This window comes from Pseudonocardia sp. ZF1, from assembly GCF_056835605.1.
In genome coordinates, this window is record NZ_JAJNBY010000001.1 from 1,036,260 (window position 1) to 1,057,012 (window position 20,753).

Annotated in this window: 23 protein-coding genes; 16 read left to right on the plus strand and 7 right to left on the minus strand. The window is 74.3% G+C overall.

The features are described 5' to 3' along the window. The first annotated feature begins 10 nt into the window (after window positions 1-10). From ZF1_RS05285 to ZF1_RS05300, 4 genes are all read left to right on the plus strand, one after another. A complete protein-coding gene (locus ZF1_RS05285; RefSeq protein WP_178374339.1) occupies window positions 11-373 on the plus strand; it encodes a DivIVA domain-containing protein in 363 nt (120 codons plus the stop codon). Next, window positions 348-935 carry an SRPBCC family protein gene (locus ZF1_RS05290; RefSeq protein ID WP_482636630.1) on the plus strand — a complete coding sequence of 196 codons (588 nt, stop codon included), beginning with the start codon at window positions 348-350 and terminating at the stop codon, window positions 933-935. The genes ZF1_RS05285 and ZF1_RS05290 overlap by 26 nt, the downstream gene beginning before the upstream one ends. Then, a complete protein-coding gene (locus tag ZF1_RS05295) occupies window positions 932-1,558 on the plus strand; it encodes a DNA-3-methyladenine glycosylase I (RefSeq protein ID WP_482636631.1) in 627 nt (208 codons plus the stop codon). The genes ZF1_RS05290 and ZF1_RS05295 overlap by 4 nt, the downstream gene beginning before the upstream one ends. 171 nt (window positions 1,559-1,729) lie before the next feature. Further along, window positions 1,730-1,897 carry a DUF3117 domain-containing protein gene (locus ZF1_RS05300; protein WP_010241564.1) on the plus strand — a complete coding sequence of 56 codons (168 nt, stop codon included), beginning with the start codon at window positions 1,730-1,732 and terminating at the stop codon, window positions 1,895-1,897. 80 nt (window positions 1,898-1,977) lie between these two features. Here the strand turns inward: ZF1_RS05300 and glgA are convergent, their stop codons facing one another. Further along, window positions 1,978-3,141 carry a glycogen synthase gene (glgA, locus tag ZF1_RS05305; RefSeq protein WP_482636632.1) on the minus strand — a complete coding sequence of 388 codons (1,164 nt, stop codon included), beginning with the start codon at window positions 3,139-3,141 and terminating at the stop codon, window positions 1,978-1,980. A gap of 137 nt (window positions 3,142-3,278) precedes the next feature. Here glgA and glgC point away from each other — a divergent pair, with 137 nt between their 5' ends. Then, the gene (glgC, locus tag ZF1_RS05310; protein WP_208819300.1) at window positions 3,279-4,514 is read left to right on the plus strand and encodes a glucose-1-phosphate adenylyltransferase; all 1,236 of its coding nucleotides are present in this window, start codon (window positions 3,279-3,281) and stop codon (window positions 4,512-4,514) included. A 37-nt stretch (window positions 4,515-4,551) separates the two neighbouring features. On the opposite strand, the gene ZF1_RS05315 is transcribed toward glgC, so the two are convergent. Then, window positions 4,552-5,184 (minus strand): O-methyltransferase, encoded by a 633-nt coding sequence (locus ZF1_RS05315; protein WP_062400469.1) that lies wholly within the window; start codon window positions 5,182-5,184, stop codon window positions 4,552-4,554. Window positions 5,185-5,351: 167 nt separating this feature from the next. Between ZF1_RS05315 and sigE the strand changes: the two genes are divergently transcribed. From sigE to tatB, 4 genes are all read left to right on the plus strand, one after another. Then, window positions 5,352-5,993 (plus strand): RNA polymerase sigma factor SigE, encoded by a 642-nt coding sequence (gene sigE, locus ZF1_RS05320; protein WP_482636633.1) that lies wholly within the window; start codon window positions 5,352-5,354, stop codon window positions 5,991-5,993. Next, a complete protein-coding gene (locus ZF1_RS05325) occupies window positions 5,990-6,640 on the plus strand; it encodes an anti-sigma factor family protein (protein ID WP_251785706.1) in 651 nt (216 codons plus the stop codon). The genes sigE and ZF1_RS05325 overlap by 4 nt, the downstream gene beginning before the upstream one ends. A gap of 119 nt (window positions 6,641-6,759) precedes the next feature. After that, a complete protein-coding gene (locus tag ZF1_RS05330) occupies window positions 6,760-8,337 on the plus strand; it encodes a S1C family serine protease (protein WP_482636634.1) in 1,578 nt (525 codons plus the stop codon). 18 nt (window positions 8,338-8,355) lie between these two features. Then, complete coding sequence (gene tatB, locus ZF1_RS05335; protein WP_482636635.1) at window positions 8,356-8,802, plus strand: Sec-independent protein translocase family protein; 447 nt, start codon at window positions 8,356-8,358, stop codon at window positions 8,800-8,802. A 72-nt stretch (window positions 8,803-8,874) separates the two neighbouring features. Here tatB and ZF1_RS05340 read toward each other — a convergent pair whose 3' ends face one another. Both ZF1_RS05340 and ZF1_RS05345 read right to left on the minus strand, forming a co-directional pair. After that, window positions 8,875-10,278: an amidase gene (locus ZF1_RS05340; protein WP_224403481.1), complete on the minus strand. Its 1,404-nt coding sequence runs from the start codon at window positions 10,276-10,278 to the stop codon at window positions 8,875-8,877. A 5-nt stretch (window positions 10,279-10,283) separates the two neighbouring features. Then, on the minus strand, window positions 10,284-11,270 hold the full coding sequence (locus tag ZF1_RS05345) for a D-2-hydroxyacid dehydrogenase (protein ID WP_482636636.1): 987 nt from the start codon (window positions 11,268-11,270) through the stop codon (window positions 10,284-10,286). A gap of 96 nt (window positions 11,271-11,366) precedes the next feature. Here ZF1_RS05345 and ZF1_RS05350 point away from each other — a divergent pair, with 96 nt between their 5' ends. From ZF1_RS05350 to ZF1_RS05370, 5 genes are all read left to right on the plus strand, one after another. Next, window positions 11,367-11,864: a DUF3830 family protein gene (locus ZF1_RS05350; protein ID WP_482636637.1), complete on the plus strand. Its 498-nt coding sequence runs from the start codon at window positions 11,367-11,369 to the stop codon at window positions 11,862-11,864. A gap of 39 nt (window positions 11,865-11,903) precedes the next feature. Continuing rightward, window positions 11,904-12,632, plus strand: coding sequence for a maleate cis-trans isomerase family protein (locus ZF1_RS05355; RefSeq protein WP_251785694.1), 729 nt, complete (start codon window positions 11,904-11,906; stop codon window positions 12,630-12,632). A gap of 9 nt (window positions 12,633-12,641) precedes the next feature. Next, window positions 12,642-13,313 (plus strand): GntR family transcriptional regulator, encoded by a 672-nt coding sequence (locus ZF1_RS05360; RefSeq protein ID WP_482638678.1) that lies wholly within the window; start codon window positions 12,642-12,644, stop codon window positions 13,311-13,313. A gap of 63 nt (window positions 13,314-13,376) precedes the next feature. Further along, complete coding sequence (locus ZF1_RS05365) at window positions 13,377-14,306, plus strand: AEC family transporter (RefSeq protein WP_251785693.1); 930 nt, start codon at window positions 13,377-13,379, stop codon at window positions 14,304-14,306. Between the two features lie 406 nt (window positions 14,307-14,712). Then, the gene (locus ZF1_RS05370; RefSeq protein WP_482636638.1) at window positions 14,713-15,969 is read left to right on the plus strand and encodes an aspartate aminotransferase family protein; all 1,257 of its coding nucleotides are present in this window, start codon (window positions 14,713-14,715) and stop codon (window positions 15,967-15,969) included. 74 nt (window positions 15,970-16,043) lie between these two features. On the opposite strand, the gene ZF1_RS05375 is transcribed toward ZF1_RS05370, so the two are convergent. Then, entirely contained in the window at window positions 16,044-17,192 is a 1,149-nt protein-coding gene (locus ZF1_RS05375; protein WP_062400483.1) for an Mrp/NBP35 family ATP-binding protein, read from the minus strand. A 133-nt stretch (window positions 17,193-17,325) separates the two neighbouring features. Here ZF1_RS05375 and ZF1_RS05380 point away from each other — a divergent pair, with 133 nt between their 5' ends. Continuing rightward, on the plus strand, window positions 17,326-17,817 hold the full coding sequence (locus tag ZF1_RS05380; RefSeq protein ID WP_251785689.1) for a MarR family winged helix-turn-helix transcriptional regulator: 492 nt from the start codon (window positions 17,326-17,328) through the stop codon (window positions 17,815-17,817). 4 nt (window positions 17,818-17,821) lie between these two features. Here ZF1_RS05380 and ZF1_RS05385 read toward each other — a convergent pair whose 3' ends face one another. Both ZF1_RS05385 and ZF1_RS05390 read right to left on the minus strand, forming a co-directional pair. Next, a complete protein-coding gene (locus ZF1_RS05385) occupies window positions 17,822-18,361 on the minus strand; it encodes a DUF1003 domain-containing protein (protein WP_224403477.1) in 540 nt (179 codons plus the stop codon). Beyond that, entirely contained in the window at window positions 18,354-19,670 is a 1,317-nt protein-coding gene (locus ZF1_RS05390; protein ID WP_482636639.1) for a magnesium transporter MgtE N-terminal domain-containing protein, read from the minus strand. Before ZF1_RS05390 ends, ZF1_RS05385 begins: the two co-directional genes overlap by 8 nt. A 66-nt stretch (window positions 19,671-19,736) precedes the next feature. Between ZF1_RS05390 and ZF1_RS05395 the strand changes: the two genes are divergently transcribed. Further along, a complete protein-coding gene (locus ZF1_RS05395) occupies window positions 19,737-20,663 on the plus strand; it encodes a PhzF family phenazine biosynthesis protein (RefSeq protein WP_224403475.1) in 927 nt (308 codons plus the stop codon). The last annotated feature ends 90 nt before the right edge of the window (window positions 20,664-20,753 follow it).

Below are 20,753 nucleotides of genomic sequence, written 5' to 3' on the forward strand. Positions count from 1 at the left end.
AGATGGCGGCATGGGGACCGCCCTCGCGTACGTGATCGTCCTGGCCGGCGTCGCCGCGCTGGTGTTCGTGTTGGCGGCCGCGGTCTTCGGCCGCGGGGAGGAGCTCGCCCCGCTCGCCCCGGACGCGACACCCACCCGGCTGCCCGCCCGCGAGGTCTCCGGAACCGACGTCCGTGACCTGCGTTTCCAGCAGGTGCTGCGCGGATACCGGATGGCTGAGGTGGACTGGGCACTCGACCGGCTGGCCGGCGAGCTGGACCGGGTCCGGACCGACCGGCACGAGCTGGCCGACCGGGTGGCCCGGTTGGAGGCGACGATCGCGCGGATGCGCGCCGAGGAGGACCCGGGTGACGAGCAACGACGGCAGTGGTGACGGCGGTACCGCAGGCAGGAGCGGGGACGGCCGCGACGGCGGGGTCGGCGACCGCACCCCGGGCGTGCGGCCGGCCGGTGGCGGCCGGGTGGAGCTGACGGTCCCGGTCGACGTCAACGTGCCCGCCGACGTCCTGTGGGAGGTCGTCTCCGACCTCGAGGGCCAGTCGGACTGGATGCTCGGCACGACCGTCGAGATCACCGCGGGCGACGGCCGCTCGGTCGGCACCGAGCTGCGCGCGGTCACCGGGGTCGGGCCGCTCGGCGTCGCCGACACGATGCGGGTCACCGAGTGGACCGAACCACCCGCCGGTGCGCCGGGGGAGCGGCGGATCGTCGTCACCCACACCGGCACCGTGATCCGCGGCGACGGCGTGTTCGTCGTCGTGGAGCTGGGCCCGGCGCGGTCGCGGTTCCTGTGGACCGAGCTGCTCGACCTGCCGCTCGGCGCGCTCGGCCGGTTCGGCTGGCCGCTGGTGCGCCCCGCGTTCCGGGCCGGGGTCGCGCACTCGCTGCGCGGGATGGCCGAGCGGACCGAGGACCGCTACCGGGCCGGCCGGTGACATCGCCCGGCCCCTCGGCCCACGACGACCGCCCCCGCTGCGACTGGGCGCTCTCAGCACCGGACTACGTCGCCTACCACGACGACGAGTGGGGCCGCCCCGTCCACGGCACCGCGGCCTGGTTCGAGCGCATGAGCCTGGAAGCGTTCCAGTCCGGGCTGTCCTGGATCGTCGTACTGCGCAAGCGCCCGGCGTTCCGCGAGGTCTTCGCCGGCTTCGACCCGGACACGGTCGCCCGCTTCGGCGACGACGACGTGGCCCGCCTCCTCGGCGACGCCCGGATCGTCCGCAACCGGATGAAGATCGAGGCCACGATCTCCAACGCCCGCGCCGTGCTCGACCTCCTCGACGCCGGCGACGACCTCGGCGCGTTCCTCGCCTCCTACGCACCCGACCCGGCCGACCACCCGCGCCCGGCACGGCTGTCCGACGTCCCCGGCTCCACACCCGCGTCGACGGCGCTGTCGAAGGCGCTCAAGAAGCGCGGCTTCCGGTTCGTCGGTCCCACCACCTGCTACGCACTCATGCAGGCGACCGGTCTGGTCGACGACCACGTCGCGTACTGCTGGCGTGCCGGGGCCGCCCCGGAGGGCCCGCGGGGGACCGGACCGGGGTCGCCGTAGCGTCGCCGGGCCGTTGCGCTGCGTGAACGCCGCGGGTATCGCTGCCGAGCCGTGATCGCCTCGGTTGCACCTCGGCGCCGGTGATGGGGGACAATGTGGTCCCACGGTCGGCGCGTGCCCCGAGCGCGCACCGGGGAACGACAGTTGTGGATGTTGACGGAGGACGGACGAATGGCCGCGATGAAGCCCCGCACCGGCGACGGGCCCATGGAAGTCACCAAGGAGGGCCGGGGCATCGTGATGCGCGTCCCGCTCGAGGGTGGCGGGCGTCTCGTCGTCGAGATGACCCCGGACGAGGCCACCGACCTCAGTGAGGCGCTGAAGTCGACCGTCGGCTGACGGCCGACGGAACGGACACGACGCGGCGGGACCGGGGAACCGGTCCCGCCGTCGTCGTACCCGGGGCCCGGTGACGGGCCTCAGGCCACCGACTCGTAGACCTCCAGCGTCCGCCGGGCCATCTCGGCCCAGGCGAACTCGGCGACCGCACGCTCCCGGCCCCGCTCACCCATCGTCGCGGCCCGTCGCGGGTCCGCGACCAGCGCGTTGACCGCCTCGGCCAGTGCCGCCTCGAACGCGGCGGTGTCGGCCGGGTCGTAGTGCGCGAGGAGGCCGGTCACGCCGTCGTCGACGACCTCCGGGATCCCGCCGACGTCGGAGGCGACCACGGCCGTACCGCAGGCCATCGCCTCCAGGTTCACGATGCCCAGCGGCTCGTAGACCGAGGGGCACACGAACACCGTCGCCGCCGACAGCAGCTGGCGGACCTCGGCGGTGGCGAGCATCCGCTGGATCCACACGACGCCGTCGCGCGAGGCGGACAGCTCCGCCACCGCCCGCTCGGTCTCGGCCGCGATCTCCTTCGTGTCCGGGGCGCCCGCGCACAGCACGACCTGCGCCGACGGGTCGAACCGGTGCGCCGCCGCGACCAGGTGCCCGAGGCCCTTCTGCCGGGTGATCCGGCCGACGAACACCACGAGCGGCCGGTCCGGGTCGACGCCGTGCGCCAGCAGCGCGTCGCGGGCCGGGTCGGGCGCGTAGAACTGCGTGTCGATGCCGTTGTGCACCACGTGCACCAGGTCCGGGTCGATCGCGGGGTAGGCGTTCAGCACGTCGCGGCGCATGCCGTGGGAGACCGCGATGACGGCGTCCGCCGCCTCGTAGGCGGTCCGCTCCACCCACGACGACAGCCGGTACCCGCCGCCGAGCTGCTCGGCCTTCCACGGCCGCAGCGGCTCCAGCGAGTGGGCCGTGACCACGTGCGGGCGCCCGTGCAGCAGGCCGCCGATGTGGCCCGCCATGTTGGCGTACCAGGTGTGGGAGTGCAGCACGTCGCAGCGCTCCAGCTCGGCGGCCATCGACAGGTCCACCCCGAGCGTGGTCAGCGCCGCGTTCGCCCCGTCCGGCAGCGGCGGCGCGGAGTGTGCGCGCGCGTCGGCCGGGGCGTCGCTGCCCGGTTCGGCGAAGCAGTGCACGTCGACGTCGACGAGCTCCCGCAGGGCGGGGACGAGATGTCCCACGTGGACTCCGGCGCCGCCGTAGACGGCGGGCGGGTATTCACGGGTGAGAAGGCCGACGCGCACGGGCCGGGACGCTACCGGGGCGGGCGGACGCGGCGCGAGGAGTCCGCCGGGCGATCGCTGCGTCCGATCCGGTCCGACCCTGCCCGGCGGGCCCGGACGTATGGCCCCGCCACCGGGCGCCCACTAGTGTTCACGCCATGCGACCGACCGCGTCCGGACGTCTTCCCGGAAGGGTTCTCGGCATCGTGCTGGCCGGTGGCGAGGGGAAGCGGCTCTGGCCGCTCACCGCGGACCGTGCCAAGCCCGCCGTCCCGTTCGGTGGCAACTACCGGCTCATCGACTTCGTGCTGTCCAACCTCGTGAACTGCGGGATGGACCGGCTGTGCGTGCTGACCCAGTACAAGTCGCACTCGCTGGACCGGCACATCTCGACGACGTGGCGGCTGTCGTCGGTGCTCGACCAGTACATCACCACCGTCCCGGCCCAGCAGCGGCTCGGCAGGCGCTGGTACACCGGCTCGGCGGACGCGATCTTCCAGAGCCTCAACCTGGTCTACGACGACCAGCCCGAGTACATCGCCGTGTTCGGCGCCGACCACGTCTACCGGATGGACCCGGCGCAGATGATCGCCCAGCACGCCGAGTCCGGCGCGGGCGTCACCGTCGCGGGGATCCGGGTGCCGCGGGCCGAGGCCAAGGCGTTCGGCTGCATCGCCTCCGACGAGACCGGCCGCATCACCGAGTTCCTCGAGAAGCCGTCCGACCCGCCGCACGTGCCGGACGATCCCGAGGTGACCTTCGCCTCGATGGGCAACTACGTGTTCACCACCGAGGCACTGCTCGACGCGCTGAAGGCCGACGCGGCGAACGCCGACTCCGACCACGACATGGGCGGGGACATCATCCCGGCGCTCGTCGCCAAGGGTGACGCGCACGTCTACGACTTCGCCGACAACGTCGTCCCCGGCGCCACCGAGCGCGACGCCGGCTACTGGCGCGACGTCGGGACCATCGACGCCTACTACGACGCGCACACCGACCTCGTCTCGGTGCACCCGATCTTCAACCTCTACAACCAGCGCTGGCCCATCCGCACCGCGGTGCCCGCGCTGCCGCCGGCGAAGTTCGTCGAGGGCGGCATCGCGCAGGACTCGATCGTCGGCGCGGGCACGATCATCTCCGGGGCGATCGTGCGCCGGTCGGTCATCAGCCCGAACGTGTCGGTGTCGGGCGGCGCGGAGGTCTCGGACTCGGTCGTGCTGCCGGGCGCCCGGATCGGCCGGGGCGCGGTCGTGCGCCGGGCGATCCTCGACAAGAACGTCGTGGTCCCCGACGGCGCCCTGATCGGCGTCGACCTGAACCTCGACCGCAGCCGCTACACCGTCTCCAACGGCGGCGTCGTCGTCCTGGGCAAGGGCGTCACGGCACAGTAGCGCTCACCTGCCGGTGCCGGTGCCGCGTTCGCTCCGCTCACCTGCGGACGGCGCAGAGCATCCCGTCCGCGACCGGGAGCAGCGCCGACAGCAGGCGCTCGTCGTCGCGGACCAGCGCGGCGGTCTCGCGCAGTGCGGCCGTACCCGGGCCGTGCGCGGCACCGGGCTCGGCGACCCGGCCGCCGTCGAGCACACCCTCCAGCACCAGCACCCCGCCCGGCCGCAGCAGCCGGATCGCCTCGGCCAGGTAGCCGGGGTACTCGGCGGGGACGGCGTCGGCGACGACGAGGTCGTAGCCGCCGTCGGTCAGCCGCGGCAGCACCTCCAGTGCCATCCCGTTGATCAGCCGCGCGCGCCCGGGCCCGTACCCGGCGGCGAGGAAGGTGCGCCGGGCCGAGCGCTGCAGCTCCGGGTCGACGTCGATGGTGGTCAGCGTCCCGTCCCCGGCCATGCCGCGCAGCAGGTACAGCCCGCTCACCCCGGCTCCGGTCCCGATCTCGACGACGGCCCGCGCGGAGACCGTCGCGGCGAGCACCGACAGCGCCGCCCCGCCCGCCGCGGAGATGGGGTGCGCGCCCGCCGCCGTGCCCAGTGCGCGGGCCTCGCCGCACGCGTCGTCCTCGGCGAGGTAGCCCTCGGCGTACGCGGCCGCCCCCGCGGGTGTGCTCATGGCGCAAGATTATCGCCGCATGATCCGTCGTCGGTTTCACAGACTTCTCTCAGACGGGTTTCACATCCTCCTCATGGGTGGCGGGCAGTCTGTGGTGCAACGAACGAAGCCTCGCGGCCGATCGACACCACGACACGGTCGCGACTCCACGGAGGTGCCCCGCCCCGATGTCCGCCCCTCGCGCAACCGACGACGCCCCGTTCCGGGACGCCGCCGCCGGTACCCGCCCCGGTGAGGGTGCCGACTGGACCCCGCCCACCTGGGACGAGGTCGTCCGGGAGCACGCCGACCGCGTCTACCGACTCGCCTACCGCCTGTCCGGCAACCAGCACGACGCCGAGGACCTCACCCAGGAGACCTTCATCCGGGTGTTCCGGTCCCTGGCGTCCTACAAGCCGGGCACCTTCGAGGGCTGGCTGCACCGCATCACCACGAACCTGTTCCTCGACATGGTCCGCCGCCGCGCCCGGCTGCGGATGGAGGGCCTGCCCGAGGACACCGACCGGCTCCCGGGCGGCGGCCCCGAACCCGAGACCGTGTTCGCGATCAACCACCTCGACCCGCACCTGCAGGCCGCGCTGGACGAGCTGCCCCCGGACTTCCGGGTCGCCGTTGTCCTGTGCGACGTCGAGGGCCTGTCCTACGAGGAGATCGGCGCCACCCTCGGGGTGAAGCTCGGCACCGTCCGCAGCCGCATCCACCGGGGCCGGACCGCGCTGCGGGCGTCGCTGGAGCGGCACCGCGCGGCCGCGGTGGAGGAGCAGGCGGTGGCATCCGACCGCGGTCCGGTGGCAGAGTTGGTCCCGTGACCGAGCGACGGCGTTTCCAGGTCGTCCCCCCGGACTGGGGGACGACCCACCTGACGCTCGAGGCGGTCGTCGCCTTCGTGGACGACGAGCTGGCCGCCGGTCCGCACGACCGCGCCACCCGCCACCTCGAGCGTTGCCCCGACTGCGCGGTGGAGGTCGCCGAGCAGCGGCGGGCCCGTACCGCGCTGCGCGGTGCCGACGCCCCCACGCTGCCGCCGTCGCTGATGTCGACGCTGCGCGCGATCCCGCAGGACACCGAGCTGCCCCCGCCGCCGGCGGGCCTGTCGCTCACCCCGGACGGTCAGCTCGTGTCGGTGCTCCGCCCGGCGCCGGTCGAGGGCGACCACGGCCGTCGCGCCGGCCGGTCGCGTCGGGTGCGTCTGGGCACCGGCGCCGCCGTGTCCGGGCTGGCGCTCGGCGCGCTCGCGTTCGGTCTGCCCGCCGCCACGACCGCCACCCCGGCCGGGCCGGTCGTCCCCGGCCCGGGTGCCGCGGCCGTCGCCCGGTTCGCGGCCACCCCGGTGCCCGCCTCGTCGCGGCGGACGGCCGTCCCGGCCGCCACCACGGTGGGCTCGACCGGTGCGCCGCTGTCGCCGACGACCTCGGCCACGCCGACCGGTGACGCCGACATCTCCCCGACGCCCTGACGCGTCACCGATACACCGACTTCACCGCCCGCCGGGCAGGCTGTGCGGGTGTACTGGGTGGACGCCGTGCCGGCTGATCGATCGTCGGGAGCAGTCTCCCCGGGCTCCGGGGTGACCCGGTGAGCGACGACCGCGGCACCCGCCCGGACGGCGCAGCCGACCCGGAGGCCCACGGCTCCGCCCCGCCGCGGCTGCGCCCCCGCCCGCTGGACCGTCCCGCGACCGACCCCGGTGAGCAGGCCGCCTTCGGCCGCCCGGACGGCGTCGGCAGCTCGTTCGCGCCGCCGTCGTCGCACCTCGGGTCGAACGAATCGCTGCCGACGGTGCCCCCACCGACCGCCGCGGTCGCCCGCGCGTTCGGCCGCCCGGACCGCACACCCGACGGCGACCCCGCCGGTGGTCTGCAGCGTCCGCCCGGTGCGTCGGGCGACGCGCTGCGCGGTGGTGAGCAGAGCGCCGAGCAGGACCCGTTCTGGCCCGGCGGCTCGACCGGCGACCCGTGGCGCGACCCGGGCACGCCGGTCGTCGCCGCCCCTCCGCCCGGCGACGGCGACGGCCCCGGTGGGGGTCCCCGGCCCGACGGCCCCCGGCTGAGCGTCCGCGAGGTCCTGTTCGGCAGGCGGGTACAGCCGCGCGCGCTGGCGCTGCTCGGCGTGCTCGCCCTCGTCGTCGGTGCGGCGGGCGGCCTGATCGGGCACTGGACGGCCACCGCGGCGAGCGCACTGACCAGCCCCGGAGCCGTGCTGAGCGCGACCGAGCCCGCCCGGGAACGGCCGCCCGGCTCGGTGTCGGAGGTCGCCTCGCGGGTGCTGCCCGCGGTCGTCTCGCTGGAGGTGACCGTCGGCAACCAGGCGGGCAACGGTTCCGGCGTCGTGATCGACCCCGCGGGCTACGTGCTCACCAACGACCACGTCGTCGCGCCGGCGACCGGACCGGGCCAGGGCACCATCGAGGCCCTGTTCTCCGACGGCTCCCGCGTCCCGGCCACCGTGGTCGGCGCGGACCCGATGACCGACCTCGCGGTGGTCAAGGTGCCCGTCGCGAACCCGACGGTCGCCGCGATCGGCCGCTCCGGCGAGCTCGCCGTCGGCGACGCGGTGATCGCGATCGGGTCGCCGTTCGGCCTGGCGGGCACGGTGACGACGGGGATCGTGTCGGCCGTCGACCGCCCGGTGCGGCTCGACCCCGAGGGCAGTGCGGGCGACGCGGTGATCGACGCCGTGCAGACCGACGCCGCGATCAACCCCGGCAACTCCGGCGGCCCGCTGGTGGACGCGACCGGCGCCGTCGTCGGCATCAACACCGCGATCCGTAGCGCGGGCGGCGCCGAGTCCGGGGCGCAGGGCGGCTCGATCGGCCTGGGCTTCGCCATCCCGATCGACGACGCCCGCGCCATCGCCGAGGAGCTCATCCGCACCGGCCGCGTGGCGCACGCCGACCTCGGTGTCAACGCCCGCTCGGTCACCGACGGCGCCACCGACGGCGCCCAGGTGCAGAACGTCGTCGCCGGGGGACCGGCGGCCGCGGCCGGGATCGCCGACGGCGACGTCGTCGTCGACGTCGCCGGACGCCCCATCGCCAGTGCCGACGAGCTCGTCGTCGCCGTCCGCGAACACGCCCCCGGCGAGCAGGTCCCGGTCGGTCTCGTCCGCCAGGGACGACCGCTCACCGTGACCGTCACGCTCGGGCAGCGCTAGTACCCGTACGCTGGCGCTGTGTTCGAGAACATCGGCATGCCGGAGATCCTCGTCCTGGTCGTGGCGGGGCTCTTCATCCTGGGCCCGGAACGGCTGCCCGAGGCCGCGGCCTGGGTCGGTCGCGCGGTCCGCCAGGTCAAGGAGTTCGCGAGCGGCGCCCAGAACCACCTGAAGAAGGAGCTGGGCCCGGAGTTCGACCAGATCCAGCAGCCCCTCAACGACCTGCGCAGCCTGCGCTCGCTCAACCCGCGCACCGCGATCACCCGCAGCCTGTTCTCCGACGACGGGTTCGCCGGCCCGGTCAAGCCGAACGGCTTCGCCCCCGGCGCCGGGACCGCCGCGGCGGCCGGCGGCGCGGCGGCGGCCGGGGGCGCGGCCGCGGCGAGCACCCCGCCGCCCGTCCGGGAGCCGCAGCCCCCGCTCACCTCGGGGGAGAAGCCCCCGGTCGACTGGGACGCCACCTGAGCCCACCCGCTCCGACGCCCCCGGCGCCGCACCCGATCCCGGGGTGCGGCGCCGGCGTCGTACGGGACGGGGTCAGCCCAGCAGCGGGGGCCTGCGCAGGTGGTGGGTCGTCGCCTGCTGGTAGGCGTGCGCGGCGGCCAGCACCGTGGCGTCGGCGTGCCGCGGCCCGACGACCTGCAGCCCCACCGGCAGCCCGGCGGAGGTGAAGCCGCACGGCACCGACGTCGCGGGCTGCTGGGTCATGTTGAACGGGTAGGTGAACGGCGTCCACGACGTCCAGCGTGGGTCGTGCCAGCCCTCGGGGACCTCCCGGCCGCCCTCGAACGCGGTGATCGGCAGCGTCGGGGTGAGCAGCAGGTCGTACTCGGAGTGGAAGGCGCCCATCAGCGTCCCCAGCTCGTTGCGCACGGCCATCGCGCCCAGGTAGTCCAGCGCCGAGACCCCGGCGCCCTGCTCGGCGATCTCCACCAGCGCCGGGTCCATGGCCTTCCTGGCCTCGGCGCCGATCGGCTCCAGGGACTTCGCGGCCGCGGCGAACCAGAGCGTGTGGAACGGCTCGATCGGGTCGGCGAAACCGGGGTCGGCGTTCTCGACGGTCGCGCCGAGCTCACGGGCGAACACCGCGACCGCCTCGGCGACCAGCGCCGCCACCTCCGGGTCGACGTCGACGAACCCGAGGGTGGGGGAGAACGCGATCCGCAGGCCCTGCGCGCCCCCGGCGAGCCGCTCGACGGCGGACTCGCGGGGCACGTCGAACACCCACGGGTCGCGGGTGTCGGGCTGGGCGACGACGTCGTGCAGCAGCGCGGCGTCGTCGACGGTGCGGGTCATCGGGCCGACGTGGGCGAGCGTCCCGAACGCCGAACCGGGGTAGTGGGCGATCCGGCCGTAGGTCGGCTTGTGCGCGACGGTGCCGGTGAACGCGGCCGGGATGCGGACCGAGCCGCCGGCGTCGGTGCCCAGCGACAGCGGGCCCATCCCCAGCCCGACGGCCGACGCCGAGCCCCCGGACGAGCCGCCGGCCGTCCTCGTCGGGTCCCACGGGTTGGTGGTGACGCCGGTCAGCGGTGAGTCGGTCACGCCCTTCCACGCCAGCTCGGGCGTGGTGTTCTTCCCGATCAGCACCGCACCCGCGGCGCGGACCCTGGCCACCGGCGGGCCGTCGACCTCGAACGGCCCGTCCGGCGACGTCGTCGTCGAGCCGCGGCGGGTGGGCCAGCCGATGGTCAGGAGCATGTCCTTGATCGAGGTGGGGACGCCGTCGAGCGGCCCGACCGGCTCCCCGGCCTGCCAGCGCGCCTCGGAGTCCTTCGCCTGCGACAGCGCCGAGTCGGCGTCGACCAGGCAGAACGCGTTCACCGCGCCGTCGTGGGCCTCGATCCGGTCCAGCGCGTCGCGGGTGGCCTGCACCGGCGAGATCTCGCCGCTGCGGTAGCCCGCCAGCAGCTCGGTGGCGCTGAGGTCTGCGGTCGTCACGGCAGTCACACCTTTCCTGCGGATGAGCTCACGTACCCACGTTCGGGGTCCACCACGTTGCGCAGCTCCCGGCCGTCCCGGAAGCGCGTGAGGTTGTCGGCGAACAGCTCGACGAGCATGTCCTTCCAGCCGACGACGTCACCGGACATGTGCGGGGAGAGGAGCACGTGCTCCATCGTCCACAGCGGCGAGGTCGCGGGCAGCGGCTCGACCTCGAACACGTCCAGGGCGGCGCCGGCGAGCCGCCCGGTCGCGAGCGCGTCGGTCAGGTCGTCCTGCACGACGAGCGCGCCCCGGCCGACGTTGACGACCCGCGCCCGCTCGGGCAGCAGGGCGATCGTCCCGGCGTGCAGCATCCCGCGGGTCGCCTCGGTCAGCGGGGCGGCGAGCACCAGGTGGTCGGTGTCGGGCAGCAGGCCGGGCAGCTCGTCGAAGGCGTGCACGCCGTCCGCGGCGCGCCGGCCGACCAGCCGCACCCGCATCCCGACCGCGCCCAGCAGGTCGGCGACGGCGCGCCCGATCGGCCCGCTCCCGACGACCGTCGCGACCTTCCCGGCGACGGTCTCGGTCTCGCGGTGGCGCCAGGTCCGCTCCCGCTGCAGCGCGAGCGAGCGGGCGGTGTCCTTGGCGAACGCGATCACCGCGCCGAGCACGAACTCGGCGATCGGGCGGTCGAACACCCCGCGCGAGTTCGTCAGCGTCGCACCCGAGGCGAGCAGCGCGGGGAACGCGACCCGGTCGACGCCGGCGCTGGCGGTGTGCACCCAGCGCAGCGCCGCGGTGTCGGTGGCCTCCCAGACGTCCTTGACGGCGTCGGAGGTGAAGTCCCAGGTGAGCAGCACGTCGCAGCCGGGCAACGCGGCGGCGAGCTCGCCGGCGTCGGCGGCGAAGCGGAGACGTGCGTCACCGGCGTGCCGCTCGAGCCCGGGCGGGGTCTCCCCACTGTGCAGCACGGCGACGGTGATGGGGTCCTGACCAGCGGAAACCGGCAACGGTAGATCCTGTCGGTAGGGAGGTCGGGCGGCGTTGACACGCTAGGAAGCGCACCTACGATTGTCAACAATCCGCGTATCGGACAGGGGGATCGGATGACGAAGCTGATCAGGATCGAACTCGCGAAGCGTGGCGTCGCGTGCACCGCGAGACTGCTGGAGGCCGAGGCCCCGCGCACCGCCGCGGCGGTCTGGGAGGCGCTGGCCGACGGCCCGCGGGGTGGCGACGCGCAGCACGCCAAGTACGCCCGCAACGAGGTCTACACGATCGTCTCGCGGTTCGGTCCGCGGATCGGGCAGGAGAACCCGACGGTCACGCCCATCCCGGGCGACGTCTGCTACTTCGACTTCCACGGCGGGATGCTCGACAGCGCGTTCAAGGACGACCAGGGCATCGACGCCGCCGAGGGCGGGATCGACCTCGCGATCTTCTACGGGCGCAACAACCTGCTGCTCAACGGCGATGTCGGCTGGGTGCCGGGCAACGTGTTCGCCACCATCGTCGACGGGCTCGAGGAGATGGCGACCGCCTGTCACGACGTGTGGCGCGCGGGCAGCGTGGGGGAGCGGCTCGTCTACTCGCGGGCGTCGTGACCCTTGCGGTGAGGCGGTCTCTGTAGGATTGTCGACAACATGAGCACGGTCGGATTCCTCTACCCGGGCTTCTCCGCCGAGGACGACTACCCGCGCGCCGAGAAGCTGCTGACCGACGGCAGCCGGCTCGCCCTCGTCCACACCGCGATGCCCGAGGACGCCCACCGCGAGGACGCGCTGCTGACCATCGGCGGCGACGAGGTCCTCGCCGACGGCGCGCGCCGGGTCGCCGCGGAGGCGGGCCCGCTGGACGCGGTCGTCTGGGCCTGCACCTCGGGGTCGTTCATCTTCGGCCCCGAGGGTGCCGCCCGGCAGGTCGCGGCGCTGGAACGGGTGTCGGGGGTGCCGACGTCGAGCACGTCGTTCGCCTTCGTCGACGCCTGCCGGCGGCTCGGGATCCGTTCGGTGGCGGTCGGGGCGACCTATCCGCCGGACGTCGCCGGTGCCTTCGTGCACTTCCTGACCCACCACGACATCTCCGTGCACACGCTGTCCGCCCGCGACATCATCACCGCCGCCGAGGTCGGGACGTTGCCGCCCGAGACCGTGCTGGAGTTCGCCGCCGCGGTGGCCTCGGACGCGCCCGGCGCCGACGCGGTGCTGCTGCCCGACACCGCGCTGCACACCGTGGACGTGCTCGACGCGCTGGACGCACGCGTGGGCAGGCCGGTGCTGACCGCGAACCAGGTGAGCATCTGGCAGGGACTGCGTCTCGCCGGGGCCGACGTCGACCGTCCCGGCCTGGGGACACTGTTCCGGAGAGGGTGAGTCGTGGGGCTGGACGTCTCGGAGCTCGAGCCGGTGAGCCGGCGCTCCACCGCGGAGATCGTCGCCGACCGGATCCGTGCGGCGATCATGCGCGGCACGTTCGCGCCGGGCACCCAGCTTGGCGAGGTGGATCTCGCGAACCGGCTGGGGGTGAGCCGCGGCCCGCTGCGCGAGGCGATGCAGCGCCTCGTCGCCGAGGGTCTGCTGCGCAGCGAACGCCACCGCGGCCTGTTCGTGCGCGAGCTCGGTCCCGACGACGTCCGTGACGTCTACCTGGCCCGCACCGCCGTCGAGCGGGCCGCGGCGCTCAAGGTGTTGGAGGGTGACCTGGCGGCGGCCGTCGTCGCGCTGGAGATCCCGCTCGGCGTGATGGCCGCCGCGGCCGAGGCGGGCGACGCCGTGGCCCTCGCCGACGCCGACCACGACTTCCACGCCGCGCTCGTCGCCGCGTCGGGGAGCCCGCGGCTGCGCCGGATGACCGAGGGTCTGCTCGTCGAGACCCGGATGTGCCTCGCCGCGTTCCAGCAGACGGCCCCGCCCGCCCGGGCGCTGCTCGCCGAGCACGAACGGCTGCGCGACGCCCTGCGCGACGGCCGCACCGAGCTGCTGCTCGACCGATTGGCCGCCCACATGGACGACGCCGTCACCCGCATCCTCGCCGCGATGCCCGGGGCGGCCTGAGCGCCTGTGAACCGAACCGCCGGACACCCCGGGGACTAGTTCGCATACGTAACATGTCGGCACGTGGTGGGTGTCCTCGAAGGTTTCCTGGTCATCGGCGTCGTCGTGGTCGTCGGGTACGTCCTCGGCCGCGGAGGCCTGCTCGGTGACCAGGGTTCGAAGGTCCTCGCCCGCACCGCCTTCTTCGTCGCGACGCCCGCGCTGCTGTTCACCACGCTCAGCCGTTCGGACGTCGGCGCCGTCCTGTCCTCGGGGCTGGTCGTCACCGCGCTCACCAGCACCCTGGCCTGCCTGCTGTTCGTGCCGGTCGCGCTGCTGCGCCGCCGCCCGGCAGGCGAGGTCGTCGTCGGGTCGATGGCGTCCGGCTACGTCAACGCGGGCAACCTCGGCATCCCGATCGCGGCCTACGTGCTCGGCGACTCCGCCGCCGTCGCCCCGGTGCTGCTGTTCCAGCTCGCGATCCTGACGCCGCTGTTCACCACCCTGATGGACGTCCTGCCCGGCGACGGCCGCGGTGAACGCCCCGGGTGGGTCCGGGTCGCCCTCGCCCCGCTGCGCAACCCGATCGCGATCGCCACCGCCGCCGGGCTGACCGTCTCCGCGACGGGCGTCGTGCTGCCCGAGCCGGTGACCGCCCCGGTCGAGCTGCTCGCCGACCTCGCGGTGCCCGCCATGCTGCTCGCGTTCGGGATCTCCCTGCACGGCGCCCGCCGCCCCGGGACGGGGGAGACCGCGGGCTCGGTGTGGACCGCCGTCCTGATCAAGAACGTGCTGCACCCGCTGATCGCGTGGGCCTTCGCCGCGGGTGTGCTCGGCCTGACGGGCCCGGCGCTGCTCGCCGCGGTGGTGCTGGCCGCCCTGCCCACCGCGCAGAACGTGTTCGGCTACGCCGTGCGCTACGACCGCGCCGTCCCGCTGGCCCGCGACGTGGCGCTGGCCTCGACCGTCGTCGCCGTCCCGGTGCTGCTGGTGATCGCCGCACTACTGGCCTGACCAGGGCTTCCTCGTCGCCACGTCCGGGATGTGGGGGTCCTTCGCCCGTCCCTTTGCTCTGCTCACCGATACGCAGCACCGGCCCCGCGCCGGCGCCCGGCGGCCGCACGACGGGCCGGCCACCCGGGTCGAGCGTGCGCCGAGATGCATCCCAGCGGGCCGTGGAGATCGACAACTCCCGTTGAGCTGCATCTCGACGCCGCCGAGGGCTGTCCGCCCGGCAGCGCGGGCCCGCCCGGGGTCGCAGCGCCGGGGCGTTCCGGGCGCGTGCTGCGTATCGGTGAGCAGAGCAAAGGCGGGCCCGACCGACCCTTGCCCGGACCCACCCGCCCGTGTTTCCCTAGGATTGTCGACAACTCGACAACCCGAGACGCACCACCCTCGACGTATCAGGAGCTGCGAACCCATGGCACAGCTGTCCCCGCTGCTCAAGCAGGCCACCCCGGTCCAGGCCGCCCGCGGTGAGGGCGTCTACCTGTACGACACCGATGGGCGCCGCCACCTCGACTTCACCGCCGGCATCGGCGTCACCTCCACCGGGCACTGCCACCCGACGGTCGTCGCGGCCGCCCAGGAGCAGGTGGCCACGCTGATCCACGGCCAGTACACGACCGTGATGCACCAGCCGCTGCTGACGCTGGTCGAGCGGATGGGCGACGTGCTGCCCGAGGGCATCGACTCGGTGTTCTTCACCAACTCCGGCTCCGAGGCCGTCGAGGCGTCGGTGCGGCTGGCCCGCCAGGCCACCGGCCGGCAGCTGATCGTCGCGTTCGACGGCGGCTTCCACGGGCGCACCATGGGTGCCGCGGCGCTCACCACCTCCGGGGCGAAGATCCGGGCCGGGATCGCCCCGATGATGGGCGGGGTCGCGTTCGCGCCCTTCCCCTACGCCTACCGCTACGGCTGGTCCGAGGAGCAGGCCGTCGCGTTCGCCCTGTCCGAGCTCGACCGGCAGCTGGCGAGCACCGCGCCGGCGTCCGACGTCGCCGCGTTCATCGTCGAGCCGGTGCTCGGCGAGGGCGGCTACGTCCCGACCCCGCCCGCGTTCCTGCACGGGCTGCGCGAGCGCGCCGACCGGCACGGCATCCTGCTGATCGCCGACGAGGTCCAGACCGGCTACGGCCGCACCGGGAAGTTCTGGGGCCACCAGCACGCCGAGGGCCTCACCCCGGACATCATCGTCACCGCCAAGGGGCTCGCGTCCGGCTTCCCGCTCTCGGCCATCGCCGCGCCGAAGGCCCTCATGGAGAAGGCGTGGCCCGGCTCGCAGGGCGGTACCTACGGCGGCAACGCCGTCGCCTGTGCCGCCGCGCTCGCCACGCTCGAGGTCGTGCAGGGCGAGGGCCTGGTCGAGAACGCCCGCGTGCAGGGCGAGAAGCTCCTCGCCGGCGTCCGGGACGCCGCGCAGGGCATCGCCGCCATCGGCGACGTCCGCGGCCGGGGCCTGATGGTCGGCATCGAGTTCATCGACGCCGACGGCAAGCCCGACGGCGCGACCGCGGCGAAGGTGCACGCCGCGGCCGCCGCGCAGGGCCTGCTCCTGCTGACCTGCGGTGTGTACGGCAACGTCGTCCGGATGATCCCGGCGCTCGTCGTGACCGCCGAGCAGGTCGACGAGGCCCTGGCGCTCTGGACCAAGGCACTGAACGACGCGCTGTCCTGAGATCCGCCCCCGGGGGAACGGACGAGGCCCCGCACACCTGCCGGTGTGCGGGGCCTCGTCGTCGGAGGTGCGGGTCAGCGCCCGACGGGGGAGATGTTCAGGCTCATCCCGGCCAGACCGCGGGCCTTCACGGTCAGCTTCTCCGCGATGGCGTCGAGGGCCTGCGCCGCGGCCGACTCCGGCTTGCCGAGCACGATCGGGGTCCCGGCGTCGCCGCCCTCGCGCAGCGCGACGTCGAGCGGGATCTGGCCCAGCAGCGGCACCGTGGTGCCGACCGTGCGGCTCAGCGAGTCCGCGACGATCTGCCCGCCACCGGAGCCGAAGATCTCGTTGCGCGAGCCGTCGGGCATCTCCATCCAGGACATGTTCTCCACGACCCCGGCCAGGCGCTGGCGGGTCTGGGTGGAGATCGACCCGGCCCGCTCGGCGACCTCGGCGGCGGCCTGCTGCGGGGTGGTCACGACCAGCAGCTCGGCGTTCGGCACGAGCTGGGCGGTGGAGATGGCGACGTCGCCGGTACCCGGCGGCAGGTCGAGCAGCAGCACGTCCAGGTCGCCCCAGAACACGTCGGCGAGGAACTGCTGCAGCGCGCGGTGCAGCATCGGGCCACGCCAGACGACCGGGGTGTTGCCGTCGGTGAACATGCCGATCGAGATGACCTTCACGCCGTGCGACTGCGGCGGCATGATCATGTTCTCGATCTTGGTGGGCCGGTCCGCGGCACCGATCATGCGCGGGACCGAGTGGCCGTAGATGTCGGCGTCGACCACGCCGACCTTCATCCCGCGCCGGGCCATGGCCGCGGCCAGGTTGACGGTGACCGAGGACTTGCCGACGCCGCCCTTGCCGGACGCCACGCAGAACACGCGGGTCAGCGAGCCGGGCTGGGCGAAGGGGATGACGGGCTCGTCGGCGTCGCCGCGCAGCGAACGGCGCAGCTCGGTGCGCTGCTCGTCGCTCATCACGTCGAGCTCGACCTCGACCCGCTCGACGCCGGGGACCTTCGAGACCGCCTCGGTGACGCGGGAGGTGATCGTCTCGCGCATCGGGCAGCCCGCGACGGTCAGGTAGACCCCGACGTGGGCGAGGCCGTCGGCGGAGACGTCGACGCTCTTGACCATCCCCAGCTCGGTGATCGGCTTGTGGATCTCCGGGTCCTCGACGGTGCCGAGGGCTGCGCGCACGGCCTCGACGACGGTGCTGGTGCTGCCGGTGACGGACATGGGCTCCTACGACCTCTTTCCTCTCGCGTCACCCCATGCTACGTGGGTGCTTCCGCGGTCTCCGGGTCACCGGCGGTGTCGCCCGGCACGTCCGCGCTGACGAGGTGGTGCGGGTGTCTCTAGCATTCCTGCGATGGACGACACGAGTGGCACCCCGACGCGCGAGCACCCGGCGCGCCGCCGCGTGGTCCCGACCCCGGCCGAGCTCGCGTCGTGGCGCAGCTTCCTACGCGCGCACGCGGGCGTCACCAGACAGCTCGAGACCGAGCTGGAGGGCGAGCAGCAGCTGTCCCTGGCCGCCTACGACGTGCTGGTCCAGCTGTCCGAGGCGCCCGGCCACCGGCTGCGGATGACCGAGCTGGCCGACGCCGTGCTGCTCTCCCGCTCCGGGGTCACCCGGCTCGTCGACCGGCTGGAACGGGTCGGGCTCGTCGCCCGGGCCAAGGTCGCCGACGACGGCCGCGGGGTCACCGCCCGGCTCACCGACACCGGCTACGACCGCCTGCGCACCGCCGCGGTCACCCATCTGCGCGGGGTCCGCGCGCACTTCGTCGAGCGGCTCGACGCCGACGACCTCGCGGCGCTCGAGCGCATCATGGGCCGCCTGGTCCCCGAGCGCTCCTGAGCGCTCAGCGTTCCTTCTTGCGCATCTTCTTCCGGGCACCCGGCTCGACCGGGAGCTCCTCGCCGCGGCTGCGGGCCACGGCGTCGTCGAGCCGGTCGCCCAGCTTCTCCAGCTCGCCGCGCAGGTAGTCCCGGCTCGCGGTCTCCCCGACGGCCAGGCGCAGCGCCGCCAGCTCCCGGGCGAGGAACTCGGTGTCGGCCTTCGTCCGCTCGGCGCGCCGCCGGTCCTCGTCCAGCGCGATCCGGTCCCGGTCGTCCTGCCGGTTCTGGGCCAGCAGGATCAGCGGTGCGGCGTACGCGGCCTGGGTGGAGAACGCCAGGTTGAGCAGGATGAACGGGTAGGGGTCCCACTGGATCGACCAGGCGACCAGGTTCAGCGCGATCCACACGACGACGATCACCGTCTGGATCGCGAGGAAGCGGCCCGTCCCGAGGAACCGGGCGATCCGCTCGGAGAAGCGGGCGAAGCCGTCCGGGTCCACCTCGAACCGCCGACGCCCGACGCGCGGCTGGTCCAGCCGCCGTCCGATCCCGGGCTCAGGCACCGTGCACCTCCCCGTCGTACGTACGGTCGCCGGCGCCGTTCGCGGCCCGCACCGCGCCGCCGTGCACCTCGCCCGGGGCGAGGTCGCGGTCGCGCCAACCCTGCGGCAGCAGGTGGTCCAGCACGTCGTCGACGGTGACCGCGCCCAGCAGGTGGTCCTCGGCGTCGACGACCGGGCCCGCCACCAGGTTGTAGCTGGCGAAGTAGCGGGTCACCTCGCCGAGCCCGGCCTCGGGCCCCAGCTGCGGCAGGTCGGCGTCGACCATGCCCGCGACCAGCTCGAACGGCGCCGCCCGCAGCAGCTGCTGTGCGTGCACACAGCCCAGGTAGCGCCCGGTCGGGGTCGCGGTCGGCGGGCGGACGACGAACACCATCGACGCCAGCGCCGGGGGCACCTCCGGGTTGCGCACCCGGGCGAGCGCCTCGGCGACGGTCACGTCCGGCCCCAGAGTGATCGGCTCCGGGGTCATCAGGCCGCCCGCGGTGTCCCACTCGTAGCGCAGCAGGCGGCGCACGGGCTCGGACTCGTCGGGCTCCATGAGCTCCAGCAGCCGGCCCGCCTCGTCGTCGTCGAGCTCGCCGAGCAGGTCCGCCGCGTCGTCCGGGCTCATCGCCTCCAGGACGTCGGCGGCACGGTCGTCGTCGAGGTAGCCGAGCAGCTCGCGCTGGTCGGACTCGGACAGCTCCTCGAACACGTCGGCGAGCCGCTCGTCATCCAGGGCGTCGACGACGTGGCGCTGCCGGTCGTCGGGCAGCCGCGACAGCGCCGCGGCGACGTCGGCCGGGCGCATCGAGTCGAACACCGCGAGCAGCCGGTCCGCGCCCTGCGCGGCGGCGACGTCGAGCCCGGACACGGCCTCCCAGCCGTACACCTCGACCCGCGGCCTGCGCGCCAGCCGGGTCCGCCGGAACCGCAGCGCCACCTTGGTGATCACCCAGTCCCGGGTCCGGCTCGGCTCGACCGCCACGTCGACGACCGAGCCCTCGATCCCGCCCTCGCGCACCGTCGCGGGGGAGTTCAGCAGCTGGCCGAGCACGAGGGTCTCGTTCGGGCGCTGGTCGAACGAGCGCAGGTTCACCGAGCCGCTGGCCAGCGTCACCGCGGTCGGCGCGATGTCGGCGACCCGCAGCATCGGCACGAAGATGCTGCGGCGCGCGGACAGGTCCACGACCAGGCCCAGCACCCGCGGTGGATGACTGTCCAAGCGCAGCGACACCACGACGTCGCGGACCTTGCCGATCCGCTCACCGTCCGGGCCGTAGACGGCCAGGCCGGCCATCCGCGCGACGAACACCCGTACCGAGGCCATGGGGCCGAGACTAGAACCCCCGGCGGTACCGCGACCGCCCCGGCCGTGTGACTAGGCTCCCCCGCCGTGAACGAGCCGCAGCACGATCCCGGCCAGGGCCCCGAACCCCTCCGCTACGACATCGTCGACGTGTTCACCGACCGTCCGTACGCCGGTAACCCGCTGGCCGTCGTGCACGGCGCCGAGGCCCTGTCCACGGCCCGGATGCAGGCGATCGCGCGGGAGTTCAACCTGTCGGAGACGACGTTCCCGCTGGCTCCGACCGGCGACGGCGAGGGCGGCGCCGACTACCGGGTGCGGATCTTCACCCCGCTCGCCGAGCTGCCCTTCGCCGGGCACCCCAGCGTCGGCACCGCCTGGGTGCTGGCCCGCGACGGCGCCATCGGCGAGGGCGACCGCGTGCAGGAGTGCGGGGCCGGTCTGCTGCCCGTGCGGGTCGACGGCACCGGCGCCCGGGTGTGGGGCGGCGCGCCGTCGGTCGGCGCCGAGCTGAACGCCGTCCGCCTCGCCGCCGCGCTCGGCCTCGGCCCCGACGACGTCGACGGCGCCGCCGTGCCGGGCGTGGCCGGTGCCGGGACCGACTTCGCGATCCTGCTCGTCGTCGCCGGCGCGGTCGCCCGCGCGGTGCCCGACCCCGCGGCGCTGGCCGCCGCGGTCGCCGACAGCGGCGCGACCGGGCTGCTCGTCGCCGCCGTCGACGCCACCGCCGAGCGGGTCCACGCCCGCATGTTCGGCATCGGGATCGGGGTTCCCGAGGACCCGGCGACGGGCTCGGCCGCCGTCGCGCTCGGGATCTTCCTCGCCGACCGCGGTCTGGTCACCGACGACGGCGAGCACTCCTTCGTCGTGACCCAGGGGGTGGAGATGGGCCGTCCGTCCACGTTGTACGCCGGCGTCCGCACCGAGGGCGGCCGGGCCGTCGGCAGCTGGGTCGGCGGGACCGTCGTCGCGGTGGCCAGGGGTTCCCTGACCCCACCTCCCGAACAGGGGTGACCGACGGGTAACCCCGCCTGACCACCGGCGGGTGAGAAACCAATCACCTGGACGGGGCGCCGCGGCCGTCGTCGTGCCAGCATCAGTCCT

Coding starts and splice junctions, on each gene's coding strand:
- ZF1_RS05315 (WP_062400469.1), bottom strand. CDS start 5,184: ATGAGCACACCCGCGGGGGCGGCCGCGTACGCCGAGGGCTACCTCGCC.
- ZF1_RS05355 (WP_251785694.1), top strand. CDS start 11,904: ATGAGCACGGTCGGATTCCTCTACCCGGGCTTCTCCGCCGAGGACGAC.
- glgC (WP_208819300.1), top strand. CDS start 3,279: ATGCGACCGACCGCGTCCGGACGTCTTCCCGGAAGGGTTCTCGGCATC.
- ZF1_RS05350 (WP_482636637.1), top strand. CDS start 11,367: ATGACGAAGCTGATCAGGATCGAACTCGCGAAGCGTGGCGTCGCGTGC.
- ZF1_RS05370 (WP_482636638.1), top strand. CDS start 14,713: ATGGCACAGCTGTCCCCGCTGCTCAAGCAGGCCACCCCGGTCCAGGCC.
- sigE (WP_482636633.1), top strand. CDS start 5,352: ATGTCCGCCCCTCGCGCAACCGACGACGCCCCGTTCCGGGACGCCGCC.
- ZF1_RS05375 (WP_062400483.1), bottom strand. CDS start 17,192: ATGTCCGTCACCGGCAGCACCAGCACCGTCGTCGAGGCCGTGCGCGCA.
- ZF1_RS05285 (WP_178374339.1), top strand. CDS start 11: ATGGGGACCGCCCTCGCGTACGTGATCGTCCTGGCCGGCGTCGCCGCG.
- ZF1_RS05300 (WP_010241564.1), top strand. CDS start 1,730: ATGGCCGCGATGAAGCCCCGCACCGGCGACGGGCCCATGGAAGTCACC.
- ZF1_RS05390 (WP_482636639.1), bottom strand. CDS start 19,670: ATGGCCTCGGTACGGGTGTTCGTCGCGCGGATGGCCGGCCTGGCCGTC.
- ZF1_RS05380 (WP_251785689.1), top strand. CDS start 17,326: ATGGACGACACGAGTGGCACCCCGACGCGCGAGCACCCGGCGCGCCGC.